This window comes from Rhodococcus sp. CX (assembly GCF_015865005.1).
Taxonomy (GTDB): domain Bacteria; phylum Actinomycetota; class Actinomycetes; order Mycobacteriales; family Mycobacteriaceae; genus Rhodococcus.
The window spans coordinates 11,311-28,867 of sequence record NZ_JADZGH010000081.1; the positions used below are offsets into that span (position 1 = coordinate 11,311).

General features: G+C 69.2%; 13 protein-coding genes. 3 read left to right on the forward strand and 10 right to left on the reverse strand.

Annotated elements, in window-relative coordinates; all coding sequences use genetic code 11:
* Window positions 1-84: 84 nt before the first annotated feature.
* Both I0Q12_RS08880 and I0Q12_RS08885 read right to left on the reverse strand, forming a co-directional pair.
* Window positions 85-3,393: an arabinosyltransferase domain-containing protein gene (locus I0Q12_RS08880; RefSeq protein WP_197251579.1), complete on the reverse strand. Its 3,309-nt coding sequence runs from the start codon at window positions 3,391-3,393 to the stop codon at window positions 85-87.
* Window positions 3,394-3,457: 64 nt separating this feature from the next.
* Window positions 3,458-6,736 (reverse strand): arabinosyltransferase domain-containing protein, encoded by a 3,279-nt coding sequence (locus I0Q12_RS08885; RefSeq protein WP_307846132.1) that lies wholly within the window; start codon window positions 6,734-6,736, stop codon window positions 3,458-3,460.
* A 119-nt stretch (window positions 6,737-6,855) separates the two neighbouring features.
* Here I0Q12_RS08885 and I0Q12_RS08890 point away from each other — a divergent pair, with 119 nt between their 5' ends.
* The gene (locus I0Q12_RS08890; protein WP_197251581.1) at window positions 6,856-9,702 is read left to right on the forward strand and encodes an FAD-binding and (Fe-S)-binding domain-containing protein; all 2,847 of its coding nucleotides are present in this window, start codon (window positions 6,856-6,858) and stop codon (window positions 9,700-9,702) included.
* A gap of 87 nt (window positions 9,703-9,789) precedes the next feature.
* On the opposite strand, the gene I0Q12_RS08895 is transcribed toward I0Q12_RS08890, so the two are convergent.
* The 5 genes from I0Q12_RS08895 to I0Q12_RS08915 all read right to left on the reverse strand — a co-directional run bounded on the left by I0Q12_RS08895 (window position 9,790) and on the right by I0Q12_RS08915 (window position 12,865).
* Window positions 9,790-10,236, reverse strand: a complete 447-nt coding sequence (locus I0Q12_RS08895) for a hypothetical protein (RefSeq protein WP_231610322.1) — start codon at window positions 10,234-10,236, stop codon at window positions 9,790-9,792.
* 215 nt (window positions 10,237-10,451) lie between these two features.
* The gene (locus I0Q12_RS08900) at window positions 10,452-10,955 is read right to left on the reverse strand and encodes a hypothetical protein (protein ID WP_231610323.1); all 504 of its coding nucleotides are present in this window, start codon (window positions 10,953-10,955) and stop codon (window positions 10,452-10,454) included.
* A 160-nt stretch (window positions 10,956-11,115) separates the two neighbouring features.
* The gene (locus tag I0Q12_RS08905) at window positions 11,116-12,276 is read right to left on the reverse strand and encodes a hypothetical protein (protein WP_197251583.1); all 1,161 of its coding nucleotides are present in this window, start codon (window positions 12,274-12,276) and stop codon (window positions 11,116-11,118) included.
* On the reverse strand, window positions 12,273-12,548 hold the full coding sequence (locus I0Q12_RS08910; RefSeq protein ID WP_197251584.1) for a hypothetical protein: 276 nt from the start codon (window positions 12,546-12,548) through the stop codon (window positions 12,273-12,275). Before I0Q12_RS08910 ends, I0Q12_RS08905 begins: the two co-directional genes overlap by 4 nt.
* Window positions 12,545-12,865 (reverse strand): SAV_915 family protein, encoded by a 321-nt coding sequence (locus I0Q12_RS08915; protein WP_197251585.1) that lies wholly within the window; start codon window positions 12,863-12,865, stop codon window positions 12,545-12,547. Before I0Q12_RS08915 ends, I0Q12_RS08910 begins: the two co-directional genes overlap by 4 nt.
* Window positions 12,866-12,990: 125 nt before the next feature.
* On the opposite strand from I0Q12_RS08915, the gene I0Q12_RS08920 reads away from it, so the two are divergent.
* Window positions 12,991-13,422: a DoxX family protein gene (locus tag I0Q12_RS08920; protein ID WP_197251586.1), complete on the forward strand. Its 432-nt coding sequence runs from the start codon at window positions 12,991-12,993 to the stop codon at window positions 13,420-13,422.
* Here I0Q12_RS08920 and I0Q12_RS08925 read toward each other — a convergent pair.
* A complete protein-coding gene (locus I0Q12_RS08925; protein WP_197251587.1) occupies window positions 13,400-15,352 on the reverse strand; it encodes an arabinofuranosyltransferase in 1,953 nt (650 codons plus the stop codon). The two genes, I0Q12_RS08920 and I0Q12_RS08925, sit on opposite strands and share 23 nt — an antisense overlap.
* Window positions 15,353-15,556: 204 nt before the next feature.
* On the opposite strand from I0Q12_RS08925, the gene I0Q12_RS08930 reads away from it, so the two are divergent.
* On the forward strand, window positions 15,557-15,877 hold the full coding sequence (locus I0Q12_RS08930; RefSeq protein ID WP_197251588.1) for a hypothetical protein: 321 nt from the start codon (window positions 15,557-15,559) through the stop codon (window positions 15,875-15,877).
* A gap of 55 nt (window positions 15,878-15,932) precedes the next feature.
* Here the strand turns inward: I0Q12_RS08930 and I0Q12_RS08935 are convergent, their stop codons facing one another.
* Together I0Q12_RS08935 and I0Q12_RS08940 are read right to left on the reverse strand one after the other, a co-directional pair.
* Complete coding sequence (locus tag I0Q12_RS08935; RefSeq protein ID WP_197251589.1) at window positions 15,933-16,694, reverse strand: decaprenylphospho-beta-D-erythro-pentofuranosid-2-ulose 2-reductase; 762 nt, start codon at window positions 16,692-16,694, stop codon at window positions 15,933-15,935.
* The coding region (locus I0Q12_RS08940; protein ID WP_197251590.1) for an FAD-binding oxidoreductase at window positions 16,694-17,557 on the reverse strand (864 nt) is incomplete at its 5' end. The genes I0Q12_RS08935 and I0Q12_RS08940, both read right to left, overlap by 1 nt.

A 17,557-nucleotide genomic window follows, 5' to 3' on the forward strand; every position in this document is an offset into this window, starting at 1 on the left:
CTACAGCACGAGCGGATTCGCACTCAGCGCGTAAACAGAAAGTCGGCCCGTACGGAAGTTCCGTACGGGCCGACTTTCGTCAGGTCACTCGTAGACGCGGAGGGTGCCCGGATTCCACAGGCCGGAGCGGGTGACCACGGTGGCTTCCTCCTCGGCGGGAGTCGCGTCCGGGTAGAACGGCGTGTACCGCTCGAGCGAGCCCCAGTCGCGCGCCCAGTCGTCCTTCAGGTACGTCGGCACCTGCTGGGGGCGGGCCAGCACCTCGGTGAACCCGAGGGGGCCACCGAACTCGGCGGCCTGCCACGTGTCGGTCGACGACACCGCGAGCGGACGGTCCGGCAGGATCCGGTAGTTCGGCATCTCGGCGATGCCGTAGCGGTGGTCGAACGGACGCTGGCACGGGAACTGCAAGCCCACCGCCCAGTCCAGCAGCACCGGCTGCTCGGACCCGACGACCGAGTTGAGGGTCTCGAGCGTCGGCACGCGCGGCGGCGTGAACGCCAGCCACTGGTCGCCGGTGAGGTTCGGGTCGTTCGCGACGATCCGCACCACGTTCGTGTCCTCGGGCAGGTCCGCGAGCGGCACCCGCAGGTTCCGCCACGTCGGGGCCGGGCCGATGTCGCGCGGCAGATAGGTGCCCTGCACCTCGACCGTGCCGTCCGGCTGCCGGGTTCCGTACTCGACCAGCATCGACTGCCCGTAGGTGGTGGCGCCAGTGTCGTCGACGGACCAGATGCGGCCGGCCGCGGAGATCACGATGAGCGGTGCGTCGTCGCTGCGCTCGGGCAACTGGTACCAGCTCGACGTGAGCATCGCCGGTTCCTGGATGCCGGTCTGGTAGCTGCCCAGCACCGGCGTGACCGCCGGGTCCAGACCGAACGGCAGCTTCGCGGTGCTGCCGTTGACGGTGCGCGCACCCGATCCGCCGGTGGTGCCGCCCCCGGACCCGGTCTCGAAGGTCGGTCCGACGCTCTGGTTGGCGGTGTTGCCCTGACCCGGCTTGACCTCGACGTAGTCGGCGGTCAGGTCGGACGGAATCCCGTCGGGGCTGAAGCCGCGCGGTGCGGCACCGGCCAGCGCGTCACCGTCCTGCGGCGGGTTGGCCGGGTCGATGATCGGTTCGAGCCGTCCCTGGTTGGGATCGACCTCGACGAGCACGTCGTCGGCGAGACCGCACGTCTGCCCGGCGAGCGCCCCGATGTTGGAGCGCGCCAGCGAGTACGCCGGATACTGCGAGACCGCGCCCTTGAGCAGCGACAGCACCTCGAACAGCACCATGATGCCCGCGACGACGGTCAGCGGTGCCGCGGCGAACGCGCGGATGCGCCGGCCCTTCGGCGACGTCGGTTTCTCCGGCGGCGGCGCGTAGCCCTCGCGCAGATACTGCCAGGCGACGAGCGCGAGGGACAGTGCGAACAGCACCAGGAACAGGGAGCTGGACTGGCGGCCGTTGAGCGAGACCGTCTTGTCGAACCACGGGATGCCGTAGCTCGACACGTACCACCAGCCGTTGATGCCCGCGAACGACACGGCCAGCACGAACAGCAGTCCGGCCAGGAAGATCGTGCGGTTGCGCCGCGACCGCAGCGCGCTGGCGGACACGACCACCGCGGTCAGTGCGCCGAGGGATCCGGCGATGCCCGCGTACGCCCCGAAGTGGTGGGTCCACTTCGTGGGGTTGAACATCATGAAGAAGATCGTGCCGAAGACGATGCCGATGAGCCGCCACGACGGGCTCACCGCGACGCCCGGGATGCGCCGGCGGCGCAGCAGCACCAGCAGGCACGTGAAGAGGCACAGCAGCATCGTGAGGAACGCGAAGCGGCGCGACAGCGACCCGTCGACGGTCTGCACCATCAGGTAGTAGTAGCGGAGGAAGTCGTTCCACCACTCCTCGTTGGGGCCGATGATGGTGCGCACGCGGGTGGCCTCGAGGACCGACGCGAGGGTCTGGTCGGAGAACACGACGACGAGCACCAGCGTGCCGGCGGCGAGGATCGGCGCCACCAGCGGCAGGGTCCCGAGCTGGCGGTGGCGACGCACGACGATGCGCGTCATGGGCCGGATACCGGCGAGCAGCGCGGCCACACACATCAGGCCGGTGGGGGCGGCGGCGAGCGTGAACGCGCCGACCAGCACCGCCGACGCGGCGGGCAGCAGCCGGCCGGTGGCGATGGCCCGTTCGATGGAACACCAGGTCAGCAGGGCGCCGAGCGCGACGATCGGCTCGGGCCGCAGGCCGTTGTTGTAGGGCAGCCAGAACGCGAGGAACACCAGGCCGCCGGTCCACAGCGCGATCCGGTTGGTGCGGACCGCCCGGCCGAGACGCGGCACCACCTCGCGGCTGATGACCATCCAGCACAGCATCGCGGCGACCAGCGCGGGCAGGCGCATCCACGGGCTGGCCGTCGAGATCTTCGCGAACACCGCGAGCACGTCGTAGTACCAGCCGAACGGTGCCTCGGGGACGCCGAACCAGCGGAAGTAGTTGGCCATGTAGCCGGAGTGCTCGGACGCCCGGGCCATCGTCAGCAGATAGCCGTCGTCCGAGGTGTTCGCGCCGAAGAAGTGCCAGCCGATCAGCGTCGCGAAGACCACGATGTCGACGCCGGTGAACTTCCACCACCGGGCGGGCAGGAACCGGCGGTGTCCGCGACCGTCCGTGACGTCGAGCTTGGCGAGGGCACCCAGGGCCAGCGCCGTGGACAGCACCGCCAGGATCATCGCGAGCAGCTTCACGACCGTCGGAGACGACGAGAAGCGCGAGTCGACGTCGAAGGTGACGTTGAGACCCGGCACGTCGGCGCTCAGGTCGCTGAACACACCGACGACGAGCGGACGCAGGTCACCGGTGAGTTCGCCGGCGCGGGGGTTGCCGTTCTCGTCGCTGAGGCCGACGAACTCGGCGGTGGTGCGGTCGACGTCGGAGAAGATCGTGATCTCGCGGCAGGCGCTCGACTCGACCTCGCTGCGCGGCGCGGTCGCGACCACGACGTTGCGGTCGAGCACGTCGACGTTCTCCTCGCCGACCCGCACGAACATCGCGTTGAGCGCGGCACCCTCGCCGTCGGCGGGTGCGGTCGAGAGCAGCATGCCGCCGCCGTCGGGCAGTTCCGAGACGGTCGTGCACGGCAGGGTCGCGGACAGTCGCAGCGGTACCTGCGACATCAGCGGTGAGGTGACCGCCTCGGTCGAGCCGTTCTGCGGCCACGACACCGTTGCTTCGGTGACCTTCACCGGCAGGAACGGGGTGGCGATCGCGAGCAGTGCACCGAGCAGACCTGCGACGATGGCGACGAGGCGCGCAGTGCGGTACTGCGCGCGCAGGTCGGTCACGACCGGTGGCCGCAGGGCGGCAGGAGGAACGGTGGTCGTCGTCACGTCGTCGGGCACGATTGTCGATGTTATCTGCCGGTGACCTGTGGCGACACGCCCCCTTACCTGGGCGTAGCCTGGGTCACTCGATCAGATCCGGAACACCGTCACGAATCGGACCGGGCGACCACAACCCGGAACGGGTGACTTCCGTGACCTGGATCTCCGCCGTCGTCGCGGTCGGATCGATCGGGCTGTAGCGCTCGAGCGAACCCCAGTCGCGGTCCCAGTCGTGGTTCAGATAGGTCGGCATCGTCTGCGCGGTCAGCAGCAGCGGGATCCAGCCGAGCGGGCCGCCGCCGATGTGGTCCTGCCAGCCGTTGGTGGAGTCCGCCCCGACCCGGTCCGGGAGGATCCGGAAGTCCGGAACCTCGGCGACCCCGTAGCGGTGGCCGAACGGGCGCTGGCACGGGAACGCCAGGCCGACGGACCAGTCCAGCAGCACCGGCGCCTGATCCCCGACCACCGTGTTCAGCGTCTCCAGCTGCGGCATCCGCGGGGGCGTGACCGCGACCCACTGGCCGGGCGCGAGGTCGCCGTCGGTGACGACCAGGCGCACCGCGTCCGCGTCGGCCGGGATCTGTTCGCGCGGCACCCGCAGGTTCCGCCACGACGGGGCCGGCCCGATGTCGATGGGCGCGACCGCGCCGATCGGTTCGACGGTCCCGTCTGCGGTACGGCCGAATTCGAGCCGCACGTCCTGACCCGGGGTGATGACCCCGTCCGGGTCGACGTACCGCACGCGTCCGGCGGCGGTGACGACGAGCAGCGGCGTCGCGTCGGTGCGTTCCGGCAGCGCATACCAGCCGGATTCGAGTTCGGCGCTCTGCTGCACGCCGGTGCGGTAGCTGCCCAGGACCGGGGTGGTCGCCGGGTCCAAGCCGAACGGCAACGCGACCGTGCTGCCGTTGACACCGGTCTCCCCGCGACCGCCGCCGGTGCCGGCACCGGTCGAGGTGCTGGTGCCGCCCTCCTCGGGTTCGACGGTGTTGGCGCCACCGCTGGTGGTGGTTTCCGGGTCGGCGGTCAGGTCCAGCGCCACCCCGTTGGGGGTGAAGCCTTCGTCGCGGCCCGCGCCGAGCGCATCCGCGACGGACCCCTCGAGCGGAACCAGCGCGGTCGCGTTCGGATCGGTTTCGACGAGCACCTCGTCGGCGAGACCGCACCCGCCGGTCAGCGACGCGATGTTGGACCGGGCGATCGAGTAGGCCGGTCCCTGCGCGACCGCGCCCTTGACCAGCGACAGCACCTCGAACAGCACGACGCCCGCCGCGACCACGGTCAGCGGCGCGGACGCCAGCGCCCGCACCCGCCCGTTGCGGTCGGGCTTCGCGGTGGTGAACGGTTCGCGCAGGTGGAACCACGCGGCGACGACCAGCGCGACACCGGTGAGAGCGAGCAGCGCGGTGGAGAAGGCGCGGCCGGAGATCGACGGCGGCTTGTCCCACCACGGGATGCCGTAACTCGAGACGTACCACCAGCCGTTGGAGCCGGTGAACGCCATCGCCAGCACGAACAGCACCCCGGCCGTGAACAGGGCACGGTTGCGCGCCGAGCGGATGCCCGCGGCGCCGACCCCGACCGCGGCCAGCGCCGCGACCGATCCGGCGAGGCCCGCGTACACACCGAAGTGGTGGGTCCACTTGGTGGGCGTGGCCATCATCAGCAGCAGCGACGCGAACACGATGCCGAGGATCCGGCGCGACGGACCGATCGCGGTGCCGGGGATGCGGCCCTTGCGCAGGATCAGCATCACGCAGACGACCAGGCACAACAGCATCACGAACACGCCGAAGCGGCGGGCCAGCGACCCGTCCGGCGACACGGTGAGCAGCGCGTCCCAGCGCAGCCGCTCGTCGAACCACGGCACGTTCGGGCCGACCGCGGACCGCACCCGGGTCGCCTCCAGCACCGACGCGAGGGTCTGGTCGGCGAACACCGCGACCATCACCACCGTCCCGGCCGCGAGGATCGGGGCGAGCGGCGCGAACCAGCCCACCAGCTGCCGCCGCGCCATCAGCGTCTTCACGAGCGGGCGGGCACCGGCGATCAGCGCCGCGACCGCGATGAGGCCGGTCGGTCCGGCGGCGAGCGAGAACGCGGCGATGAGCACCGCGATCGCGGCGGGCAGCATGCGCCCGGTCGCGATGGCCCGTTCGATGGAACACCAGGTCAGCAGGGCGCCGAGGGCGATGATCGGTTCGGGGCGCAGGCCGTTGTCGTAGGGCAGCCAGAACGCGAGGAACACCAGCCCGGCCGTCCACAGTGCGATCCGGTTGCGCCGCACCGCGACGCCGAGCCGCGGCATCACCTCACGGCTGATGACCATCCAGCACAGGATCGCGGCGATCAGCGAGGGCAGGCGCATCCACATGCTCGCCGTCGACACGTTCGTCATCAGCACGAGCACGTCGTAGTACCAGCCGAACGGGGCTTCCGGCACCCCGAACCAGCGGTAGTAGTTCGCCATGTACCCGGCGTGCTCGGAGACCCGGGCCATGTTGAGGATGTAGCCGTCGTCGGAGGTGTTGGCGCCGATGACGTGCCACACCAGCAGGGTGCCGACGACCACGACGTCGACGACGGTGATCCGCCACCACCGGGCCGGCAGCACCCGGCGGGCACCACGGCGATCCACCCCGTCGATCCGGTGCAGCGCGACGAGCGAGAGCAGCGTCGACAGGACGCACACGATCATCGCGACCTGCTTGACGGTCGTCGGCGTGGAGGTGAAGCGCGAATCGAGCTCGGCGCGCACCGACAGCCGCTCCGCAGCCGGCCCGGTCGTCAGATCCTGCGCGGCGCCCTGCAGGTCCGTGAAGATCCCGACCATCTGGGGGCGCACATCGCCCTCGACGGTCGTGACGGGTTCGTCACCCGGGCCGACGATCTCCGCGGCGGTCCGCTCCGCGTTGGCGGCGACGGTCACCGCCGTGCACGGCTGATCCGTCGGGGCCGACACCAGCACCGAATTGCGCAGAACCGCCTCGATGCTGCCCGGGGCGCCGTCCCGGCCCGGCACCGACCGGATCACCAGCGCGTTCTCGGTGGCGTCGGGGGCGTCCGGGGGAACGGTCGAGACGAGGGTGCCGCCGTCCTCGCCGAGCAGGCCGACCGCCGAACACGGGACGCTGACGCGCAGCTCCAGCGGTGAGTACGTGATGAGGGGGACTTCGAGGTTGGTGAGGCTGCCGTTCTGCGGCCAGTTCACGCTCGCGGATTCCTGTTTCACCGGCAGGAACGGCAACGACAGGGCGAGGACGAACCCGAGCAACCCGGTGACGATCGCGACGATGCGGGCCGTGCGTACGGTCGCGCCGGGGGAAGCGGTCGTTTCGGGCGAAGGGGAATCGGCGGGCACAAAGGTCGATGCTAGGCGAGTACGCGGCAGTGGGGGACCGTGCCTGTTCAGCAGCACCTGCGTGGCACGCGCCCGGATCGCGCTCGAGCCCGCGAGACGTCGGACTAGCATCGTCCGGTATGGCCCGCGCGACCGATCCCGTCGACGCACCGCCCGCCCGAGGCGGGGCCGGGCCGCTGCACGACGGAGATCTCGTCGCGGCGCTGCGTTCCGCGGGCGTCGCCGAGGTGTGCGGTGACACCACCACCCGGGCCCTCTACTCCTCCGACGCGTCCCTGTACCGGGTACCGCCGCTCGCGGTCGTGCGGCCCCGCGCCGCCGACGAGATCGCCGCGGTGCTGGCGGTGTGCCGCGAATACGGCGTCCCGCTGACCGCGCGCGGCGCCGGCACGTCCGTCGCGGGCAACGCCGTCGGGCCCGGTGTGGTGATGGATCTGTCCCGGCACCTGAACGAGGTGCTGGAGGTGGACCCGGCGACGCGTACCGCGCGGGTCCAGCCGGGCGTCGTGCAGGCGCAGCTGCAGCGCGCGGCAGCTCCGCACGGACTGCGCTTCGGCCCCGACCCGTCCACCCACAACCGCTGCACCATCGGCGGGATGATCGGCAACAACGCGTGCGGAGCCCGCACCCTCGGATACGGGCGCACCGTCGACAACGTCGTCGGCCTCGAGGTGATCGCCGGGACCGGGGATGTTCTGTCGCTGCCGGGTGCCGGCTCGCTGCTCGAGCAGTTGCGGACGGTCGCGACCGGTCATCTGGCCACGATCCGCACCGAATTCGGCCGGTTCGGGCGGCAGGCGTCCGGTTACGGGCTCGAACACCTGGCCCCCGAGAACGGATTCGACGTGCGCCGCATGTTCGTCGGCAGCGAGGGCACCCTCGGTGTGGTCACCGAAGCGACCGTGCAGCTGGTCGCCGACCCGCCGGTGCGGACGCTGGTGGTGCTCGGCTACCCGGACATCGCGGCCGCCGGCGACGCCGCGCACGGTGTGCTCGCATTCGGTCCGACCGCGTGCGAGGGGCTGGACTCGCGGATCGTCGAGGTGGTGCGCACCCGGCGCGGTCCCGGTGCGGTGCCCCCGCTCCCGCGCGGCGCGGCGTGGCTGTTCGTCGAACTGTCCGGGGACGAGGCCGGGGAGGTCCGAGCCCGCGCTGCGGCGCTGGAGAAGGCCGGGGGAGCGGTCGACTCGCTGCTCGTGGAGGACGCGGTGCGCGCGGCCGCGTTGTGGCGGATCCGGGAGGACGGTGCGGGACTGGCCGGACGCAGCCCGGCGGGCCTGCCCGCGCACGCCGGGTGGGAGGACGCGGCGGTCCCGCCGGAGCGGGTCGGTGCGTATCTGCGCGAATTCGAGTCGCTGCTCGAGGGGTACGGGATCACCGGGTATCCGTACGGCCATTTCGCCGACGGCTGCCTGCACATCCGGCTGGACATTCCGCTCGAGGTTCCCGGACTGCTGCGGGAATTCCTTTTCGCGGCAGGACAACTCGTCGCGTCGTACGGAGGGTCGATGTCGGGGGAGCACGGCGACGGCCGCGCCCGCAGCGAACTGCTGCCCCTGATGTACTCGCCTGCGGCACTCCGGTTGTTCGGTGCGGTGAAGACGGTTTTCGATCCCGACAACATCCTCAACCCGGGGGTGCTCGTCGACCCGGCACCGGTCGATCGTGACCTGAGAGTGCCTGCCGCACAGATCATCCGGAAGGACCTGGCGTTCCGGTACGAGGACGACGACGGTGATTTCACCCGCGCCGTGCACCGCTGCACCGGCGTCGGCAAGTGCCGCGCCGACACGACCGCGACCGGCGGGGTGATGTGCCCGTCCTATCTGGCGACACGCGAAGAGAAGGACTCCACCCGCGGGCGGGCGCGGGCGCTGCAGGAGATGCTCAACGGCGGTCTGGTCACCGATTCGTGGCGCTCCCGCGAGGTGCACGAGGCGCTCGATCTGTGCCTGTCCTGCAAGGGTTGTGCTTCCGACTGTCCCACCGGCGTCGACATGGCCATGTGGAAATCCGAAGTGCTGTACCAGACTTACCGGAACCGTCCGCGCCCGGCCGCTCACTACTCGCTGGGACGGTTGCCGCGCTGGGCGGCGTTGGCGAGCCGCGCCCCGCGCCTGGTCAACGCCGTCGTGCAGATGCCCGGGGTCGCGGCCGCCGGGTTGACGGTAGCCGGACTGGATCGACGACGCAGCGTCCCGCGGTTCGCGACGCGCACGTTCCGGCGCTGGTTCGCCGACAGCGCGGCCTCGCGGTCGCGGACGGGTGATCCGGTGCTGTTGTTCGTCGACACCTTCACCGACTACTTCACGCCGGAGGTCGGGATTGCCGCCGTGCAGGTGCTCGAGACGGCCGGATTCCGGGTGTGTGTCACCGAGCGGCAGCAGTGCTGCGGTCTCACCTGGATCACCACCGGACAGCTCGACGCTGCACGAAAAATACTGGGCCGCACCGTCTCCGAGCTGTTCCGCATAGGGGTGCCGATCGTCGGGCTCGAACCGTCGTGCACCGCCGTCCTGCGTTCGGACACCGTGGATCTGCTCGGGTCGCAGTCGGCGCGGGTCGTCGCACGGTCCACGGTGACGCTCGCCGAACTGCTCGCCGACCGGCCGCTGCCGTCGCTGGCCGGCACCACCGTCGTCGCGCAGCCGCACTGCCACCATCACGCCGTGATGGGCTGGGACACCGACGCCGACCTGCTGCGGCACGCCGGTGCGAACGTGACCCGGCTCGGCGGATGCTGCGGTCTTGCAGGGAACTTCGGCGTCGAGCGCGGCCACTACGAGGTGTCCGTCGCGGTCGCCGGGCACCAGCTTCTCCCGGCGGTCGAGGCGGCGGCCGACGACCACGTCGTCCTCGCCGACGGCTACTCGTGCCGCACCCAGATCGCCGATCTCACCGATCGTCGCGGGCTGCACCTGGCCGAGCTCCTCGCCTCCCGCATTCCCCCGTCCTCCGGGTCCTGACCTGAGCCTCCGCCGAGCGGGAGGTTGTGCGCGAAATCCTCGGGAATATCGCACACAACCTCCCGCTCGGGTGGTCACAGGCCATGTTCACCAGAGTCGTCTTCTGTCGACGCGCTTTCTGGTGGGGCGTGGTCCGAGTTCGTAGGGGATCTGCAGGATTCGGCGGGTTCTGGCGTTGATGTCGCAGTCGCCAAATGCGATGGAGTGGAGGATGCCGTTGCAGACGAGGTCCCAGAGGTCGGGGTTGGCCTGGATCTGCGCGAGCGACAAGCTGCGTATCGCGTTGCCGTGTTTGTCGTCGAGGAACAGGGATCGGGCGGCATCGCCGGCGTTGAGGCGAATACGAGTGAGGTGGTAGGTGTCGACCCACGAATTCTGCTTCTGCACCCAGGAGGCTCCGGCCCCGGTCCAGCGATCGCCCATGAGGTACATGAACCAGGCAGAGACTCCGATGATCGCCCAATAGCCCCACCAGGAAATCCATTCCAAGCCCCAGTTCTGCGCGGTGCCGTACAACGCTTGTACTGCGAACATCACTACGACCCCGCCGAACCGGTCGAAGAACCTCGGCTGAGCGCACTCGAGCATCGGGCCGAACTCGGCGGGTGGCGGGGCAGGCCGAGTGCGTGGCAGTCGGTCGCTGGGAGTGTTCGGGCGTTCATGCCCCACCCGTGGCGCGCGAGGAGGCCGGGGTTCGCCGGTACTCGGGTCGGGCATCGGCGGCAGTTCGATGCCGGAGTTTGGGGCGTTCACCAGAGTCGTCTTCGGTCGGCGCGTTTTCCGGTGGGGCGGGGTCCGAGTTCGTAGGGGATCTGCAGGATTTGGCGGGTTTTTGCGTCGATGTCGCAGTTGCCCGACGCCACGGAGTGCAGAATGCCGTTGTAGACGAGGTCCCAGAGGTCGGGGTTGCCTTGGAGCTGGTTGATTTTGAAGGAGTGGATTTCGTTGCCGTGCGCGTCACGCAGACGCAGGACGCGGTTGGTTCCGTCAGCAGAGAAGCGGATGCGGGTGAGGCGATAGGTGTCGACCCAACTGCTGCGCCACTGCACCCAGGTGGCACCGCCAGCGGTCCAATGATTCCTCGTGGCACGGAACATTATCCAGGATCCGACGATGAGCAGTGCCCAGTACCACCACCAGCGGAGCCATTCGAATCCGCCGGTTCGAACGATCGCGAAAACGACAAGTATTCCCGCCATTGCTGCGGCCGCACCGTACTGAAGGCGGATGCTCGGTTGGATCCACTCGAGCATGGGTCCGTGGCCGCTGGGCAATGGGGGCGGATTTCGGGGTTGGCGGTCCTGCGGTGTCTGCTCCTTTCCCTGATGGATTCGGGGTGCGCGGGGTGGACGAGGTTCGCCGGTTACCGCGTCGGGGATCGGGGGCAGATCGGATGCGTGCATTTTGTGGTCCTCAGAAGAGATTGCCGACCCAGCGTGCCGCTGAGCCGGCGGCGCCGGAGATGTCGTCCCAGTGTTCGATCACTTCACCGACTCCGAACGCGACGCCGACGCCGGCCCCTACGGCAAGCAGTGTGACCGGCCCGCCGGCTGCACTGGCGAGGATCAATTCAGTTGCGACGGTTCCCGCGACGAATCCGCCGACATCCTTGGCGACGGCTTTGACCGCTGCGTCGCTGTCTTCAGCGTGGTAGACGTCGAATCCTGTTTGGCCGATGGTCAAGAGCAAGCCTGCTCCCGGAACCTTTGATCCGAACTTGGCGAGTGCTGAACCCTCGGTGAAAACTACATCCAAGTTTGTACCGAGAGCGTTGACGAGGCCATTGCCACCAAGTCCCGCGAGCAGCCGGGAGTTTTCCGCGGCAAAGCGGGCGGCGTCGTCGGCTCCCCCCTGGAATGCTCGCATTGCCCTGGCCGCGGCCGCTTCCGGATACGGGTCGCCCAGTCGGGCGGCTTCCGCTGCGAGTTCACCGAACCGGGACACCAACGATGCCTGTTTCGCCGCGATCGGTCTCCACTTCGACAGTTCGTTGACTGCGGTCCCGATGTATCCGGTGACGACGAACGCCAAGAGCCAACCCCACTGCGCCTCGGCATCTTTCAGGATCGTTGTCGGACCGCGGAGCGCCTCCGCGAACCTGCTGTGCGCCACGCCCTCGATTTCGCGACCCTCGACGACGAGCTCGAGTGCGGCGTTGTATGCCGCCACCTGACGGGCGCGAAGGACCTGCGGTGCAAGGTCGTACGAATTCGGATCGATCTCGATCGGTTCACCGATGCCGATCCCGAACTCCACCGGCAGGCCTGCTTCCGCCGCGGTCGTTTCGGCCTGCGTCATGCGGGCACGCGTGGTGACGAGCTGGTCGGCGAAGGTGCGCAGGGCGGTGGCGATCGCGTCGGTTTGGTCGGCGACCTCGGTGGTCCCGGAGATGATGCTGTCCAGGCGTCGTCGGAACTCGTCACCGGTGGTGCCGATGAACTCGTGCTCCGACTCGGTGCGACCCGCGCGAGCCGACGCCAGTTGCCGGTTCACGCCGGCAGCGACAGCGGCGAGCGAGTCGGCGCAGGTGTAGCAGGTCGCGGGGTCGCCGAAGACCCGGGTGTCGATGCTCACCGCTGACCGCCCTGGGCGATGTTCTGCGTGTTGTGTGCTTCGAGTTCCTGGTAGTCGCGCAGATTGTTCTGGGTCAGATCGGCTGCGTTGGCCAGCGACCGCACGGCCAGATCCAGCGCGGACGCGAGCGCACCCAGGGATTCCGCGAGCAGCGCGGTGGATGCTCCGGCGTCGGGCAGATCGGCACTCTCGGAGCCGAGTTCGTTGATCCCGTCGGCTCCGGTGGCCAGGTGCCGGGCCACCGCGTTGAGATCCCCGATTTCGATGCTCACGAGGTTTCCGCCCGTCCGAGCGGGTCGCGCAGCCAGCTGCGTGGCTGCGTGAACTCGTCTTCCAACGAGGGAGGTGGCGGTGGTGGCTGTTTGCCGTCGAGGAGGACGACGTCGTAGCCGGTGGTGCGATGGATTTCCTGCAACCCGGCGCTGTCGACGCCCATCCACGCCTGGCGTGGGCCGCAGCAGCGGGTCAATTCCGGGAGGGAGGTGTACGCGGGCAACGCCAACCGGCCGTCGGGCAGTGCCCGCATCTCCAGCTGAACCTGCCCTGAACCGTCGCGCCGACGGGTCGGCACATACAGAATTTCCCCCATCGAATCCCCCGATTCCGCCGCACCCCCGTACGACCTGCCCGGGACGATACCGCAACCGCGATGAGTTTCCGTGCGCTGCCCGGTCTGTACACGCGACCGTACTGATGCGACCTCAGGAGACCGTCATGACCTCGACTTCTACGTTCACGAGCACCGCCCCCGCCGATGCTGCGCCGTCGAAAGGCGCCCGGATCGCCGGGCTGATCGTCAGCGGACTCGTCGTGCTGTTCTTGCTCTTCGACTCGGTGATCCACGTGCTCAACACGTCCCAGGTGCAGGAGGCCATGGCCGACCTGGGATTCGATCCGAGCCTCAACCGCGTGTTCGGCATCGTGCTGCTCGTGTGCCTGGTCGCGTACGTGGTTCCGGCGACCTCGATCCTCGGTGCCGTGCTGCTCACCGGCTATCTCGGTGGCGCGGTCGCGACGAATCTGCTGACCGAGCAGCCGATCGTGAGCACGACCCTGTTCCCGATCTACACCGGCATCTTCGTGTGGGGCGGCCTGTGGCTGCGCGACCTCGGGGTCCGGCGGATCATGCCGATCCGGCGCGGGTGACCACGACGAACGGGCCGACCTCGGTCACCGTGAAACGCGGATCGTCGAACAGCGCCTTCGGGAACGTCACCGTGTAGCGACGCACGTTCGGGTCGTTCGGGTACACGTCTTCGGCCAGCCGGAGCGTGTACCCTTCGGCGTTCTGCCGGAACACCACCGCGTCGGGGGCCCGCCACGGCGCGGCGTCCCATGCGGCGAGCAGTTCGTCTGGGGTCTCGAGTTCCGACCATTCGGCGATCGCCGCGGCTCGTGCCGGGAAATCGGCGAGGGGATTCGCGTAATGCGAAGTGAGAGCCTGGAATCCGTAGTACGGGTAGTAGGCGAGGAAGGTGGTGTCGGCGGTGAGGACCACGATGTCGTGGCGGTCGCGGCCGAGCTGCGAGGTGATGGTCTCGTCCACTTCCGCGAAGTACGACGCCGCGCCGGGCGGTCGCTGGTCGGCGCGTTCGCCGTTGCCGTCGGTGTCGGTGTAGGCGACGGTGATCTCCCCGGCGAGGACCTGCGGGATGTTCTGGGTGAACGCGACCGCGCCGAGCGCGCCGACGGCGACGAGGGACCAGCGCACCCGCGGATTGTCGCTGCTGGCCAGCACGATCCAGCGGGTGAAGTCGACGAACGCGAAAGTGCCTGCGGCGCCGAGCAGCACCAGCAGGATCACCTCGAGCCGGAATGCCAGGAGCGTGGTGCCGACGGCGGTCAGCGCCAGAGACGCGAGGTACCACAGGTATACGGCGACGACACCGAGCCCGAGTGCCTGCGCCCGCCGCGACGACGATGCCCGGCCGACGAGCCACACGGTGCCGAGCAGGCACAGCAACCCGATGAGCGAGGCATGGAACATCGGCAGCGGCAGGCGCGCACCGGCTTCGGGCAGGTAGTGGGTCGCCGTGCCGGACCCGGCGAGTTGCGCACCGCCGAGCACCTCGAGCAGGAACGGTAGCCACACGATGAGCGCGACCACGACCGCGATCGCAGCCATGACGGCCAGGCGGACGACGACGGGAACTACCGCCCGCCACGTGCCGGCCGCGCGCCACGCGAGCGCCGCGGCCACCACGGCCATCACCACAACTGCGAACGCGGCCAGCCCCAGGTAGAGGGTGTAGAAGGTGGCGGCCAGGCCCAGGAACAGGCCGGTCCCCAGCACGGCGCCCCATCCCTGCCGCGTCCCTTGCGGTGTGCCTTTGTGGCGGTCAGGGCCGCCAGAAAGGCACACCGGCGCGAAAGCGCCCCACGCCAGCACCAGGGCGGCGGGCAGCAGCAGCGCGATGATCGCCCCGTACGGTTCGGGGGAGCCGTAGGCGAGCACGATCGCGGTCGTCGCGGTCGCGACGAGCACCGCCAGATCCGACCGCACCAGCTCCGACCACAGCACGACGGCCACCGCCGCCGTCACCGCCAGTGACGCGATCGCGTACGGCTTGAACGCCTCCCAGCCGTCCATGCCGAGCACGTTCGCGACGCGACCGCCCACCCAGAACCAGCCCGCCGGATAGAACGGCGGCAGATCCGCGTACGTCATGTCGTGCAGCGCTGCCGAATCCGTGAACCGCGTCAGGTACTCGGTGCGGAACTCCTGGTCGACGGAGACGCCGTGCAGATACAGCTTCGTCGCGGCAAGCGGCATCCCCAGCGTCGCCGTCACCAGGCCCGACAGCCCGGCCCACGACAGCACCCGCGCCACCCACGGCCACCGGCGCCGCCGCAGCATCCACACCGACACCGCGAGCACCGCCAGCGCCGCGACCTGCAGCACCGTCGTGATCGCCTGCGTCACGTTCGACGAATTGAACGTCGGCCACTGCACCCGCGCGAACGCGAACAGTCCGACCGCGGCGACCACTGCGGCGACGACTGCGGCGCACGCGAACTGCGTGAGCGCCGAGACGACGCGGCGTGCGGGGGCTACTTCGGAAGCGGTGAGCACCATCCGAGCATAGGGGGACGCGTGGTGCCGCCCGCGGCGCGGCAACCGCAGATTCGAGTAGTGCCAACGCTGGCCTCGAGCCCACCTGACCTTGCATGCTGGATGGAAGCGACGGTGGCCGGACACGCCACCGGCAGGAGCATGTCCGCCATCGCGTCAGGGGGTCGCCCGGAAACACCGGGTGAAGTCGAACGGAAGGCTGGACTCATGAGACGAACATCCGTGCGCGCGTTGTTCGCTGCACTCGTGGCAGCACCGCTCCTCGTGGCCGGGGCCGCACAGGCAGCGGCAGACCCGGTGATCCTGCCGGGACCTCCCGGAGGCCCCATCGACGGGAATTTGTCCGACAACGAAGGCGTCGAGTCCTATCAGTGCGTCATCGTCGGGCAACCGGGCGTCGGCTACGCGTCGAACGCACCAGGTCAAAGCGGCGACGTGAACGGCGTCTTCACCAACGAAGGTTACGTCAACCACGCCTGTTACGGGCTGAACGACGGATTCTCGACCGGAGTCGGCTACCTGCAGTAGAGACGCGACCGCCCCGCCGGATATCGAACCCGGCGGGGCAGCGGTGAAAAGAACTCTAGACCGGCAGCTTACGGAAGATCGCGCGCGGGATGTGCCGCAGCACGACCATCACGAAGCGGAACGGCCCCGGCGCCCACACGATTTCCTTGCCCTTGTCGGACGCGGCGACGGCCAGCGCGGCCACGTCCTCCTTGTTCACGGTGAGGGGCGCTTCCTTGACGTGGGCGCTGAACTTGGTGCGCACCATGCCCGGTCGCACCACGGTGACCTTCGGCCCGAACGGGGCGAGCGCCTCACCGAGACCGAGGTAGAAGCCGTCGAGACCGGCCTTCGTCGAGCCGTACACGAAGTTGGCGCGCTTGACGCGCTCACCGGCCACCGACGACATCGCGATGATCCGGCCGAAACCCTGCGCCTTCATCTTCTCGCCGACCAGCACACCGACCGACACGGACGCGGTGTAGTTGACGTTCGCGACGAGCACGGCCTTGCGCTGGTTCTGCCACAGCTCCTCGGGGTCGCCGTCGAGCGCGAACGCGACGATCGCGATGTCGACATCGCCACCCGCCCACGCCTCGTCGATCACCTTCGGGTGGCTCTCGGTGTCGAGGGCGTCGAAGTCGACCAGGTCGACCTTCGTCGCGCCCGCGGCCTTCACCTGGGCGACCGCGGACTCGCGCAGCGGATCGTTCGGCAGCGCCGCGAGCACGACGCGGGCCGGTGCCTTGCGCAGGTACTCCTCCACGATGGCCAGGCCGATCTCGGAGGTGCCACCGAGCAGCAGCAGGGTCTGGGGGTTGCCGACGGCATTGATCATCAGTGGAGTTCCAACCTTCTGGACATATCGGAGGCGAAGACGTTGGTGGGGTCGACCGAGCGGCGGACCTTGAGCCACTCGCCGATGCGCGGGTACATCGCGTGGAACGTCTCGGCGGTGGTGCGCGAATCCTTCGCCGTGTAGAGACGACCCCCGAATTCGAGGACGCGCTTGTCGAGCTCGGTCACGAACTCGTTCAGGCCCGCCTTGATCGGGAAGTCGACGCAGATGTTCCAGCCCTTCATCGGGAAGCTCAGCGGCGCCTTGTTGCCCTCACCGAACAGCTTGAACACGTTGAGGAACGAGTAGTGCCCGGACTTCTGAATGTCGACGATGATGCGCTTGAACTCGTCGACGGCCTCGGGCGGCACCACGAACTGGTACTGCAGGAAGCCCTTGGAACCGTAGGCGCGGTTCCACTCACCGAAGAGGTCGAGCGGGTGGTAGAACTGCGTCAGATTCTGGACCTGGCCGGTGGCGTTCTTCGTCTTCCGGTAGTACAGCTCGCCGACGATGCTGAAGTCGAACTTGTTCGCCAGACCGTTCGGGAAGACGTCGGGGAGTGTCAGCAGGGTCGGCGCGTTGAACCGCAGCGGATCCTTCTGCAGCTTCTTCGGCAACTGATCGAGCTTGGCCAGCGAACCGCGCGACACGGCGGCACGGCCGAGCTTCGGCGGCGCCGAGATCGCGTCGAACCACGCGCTCGAGTAGTCGTAGTTGTCCTCGGAGCCGTCGCTGTGGAGGGCGATCGTCTCGTCGAGACCCGAGGTGCGCACGCTGTCGGCGATGAAGTACGCCGTCTCGGTCGGCGTCATCTCGATGGTCGCGCGCAGGATGATGCCGGTCAGGCCCATGCCGCCGAC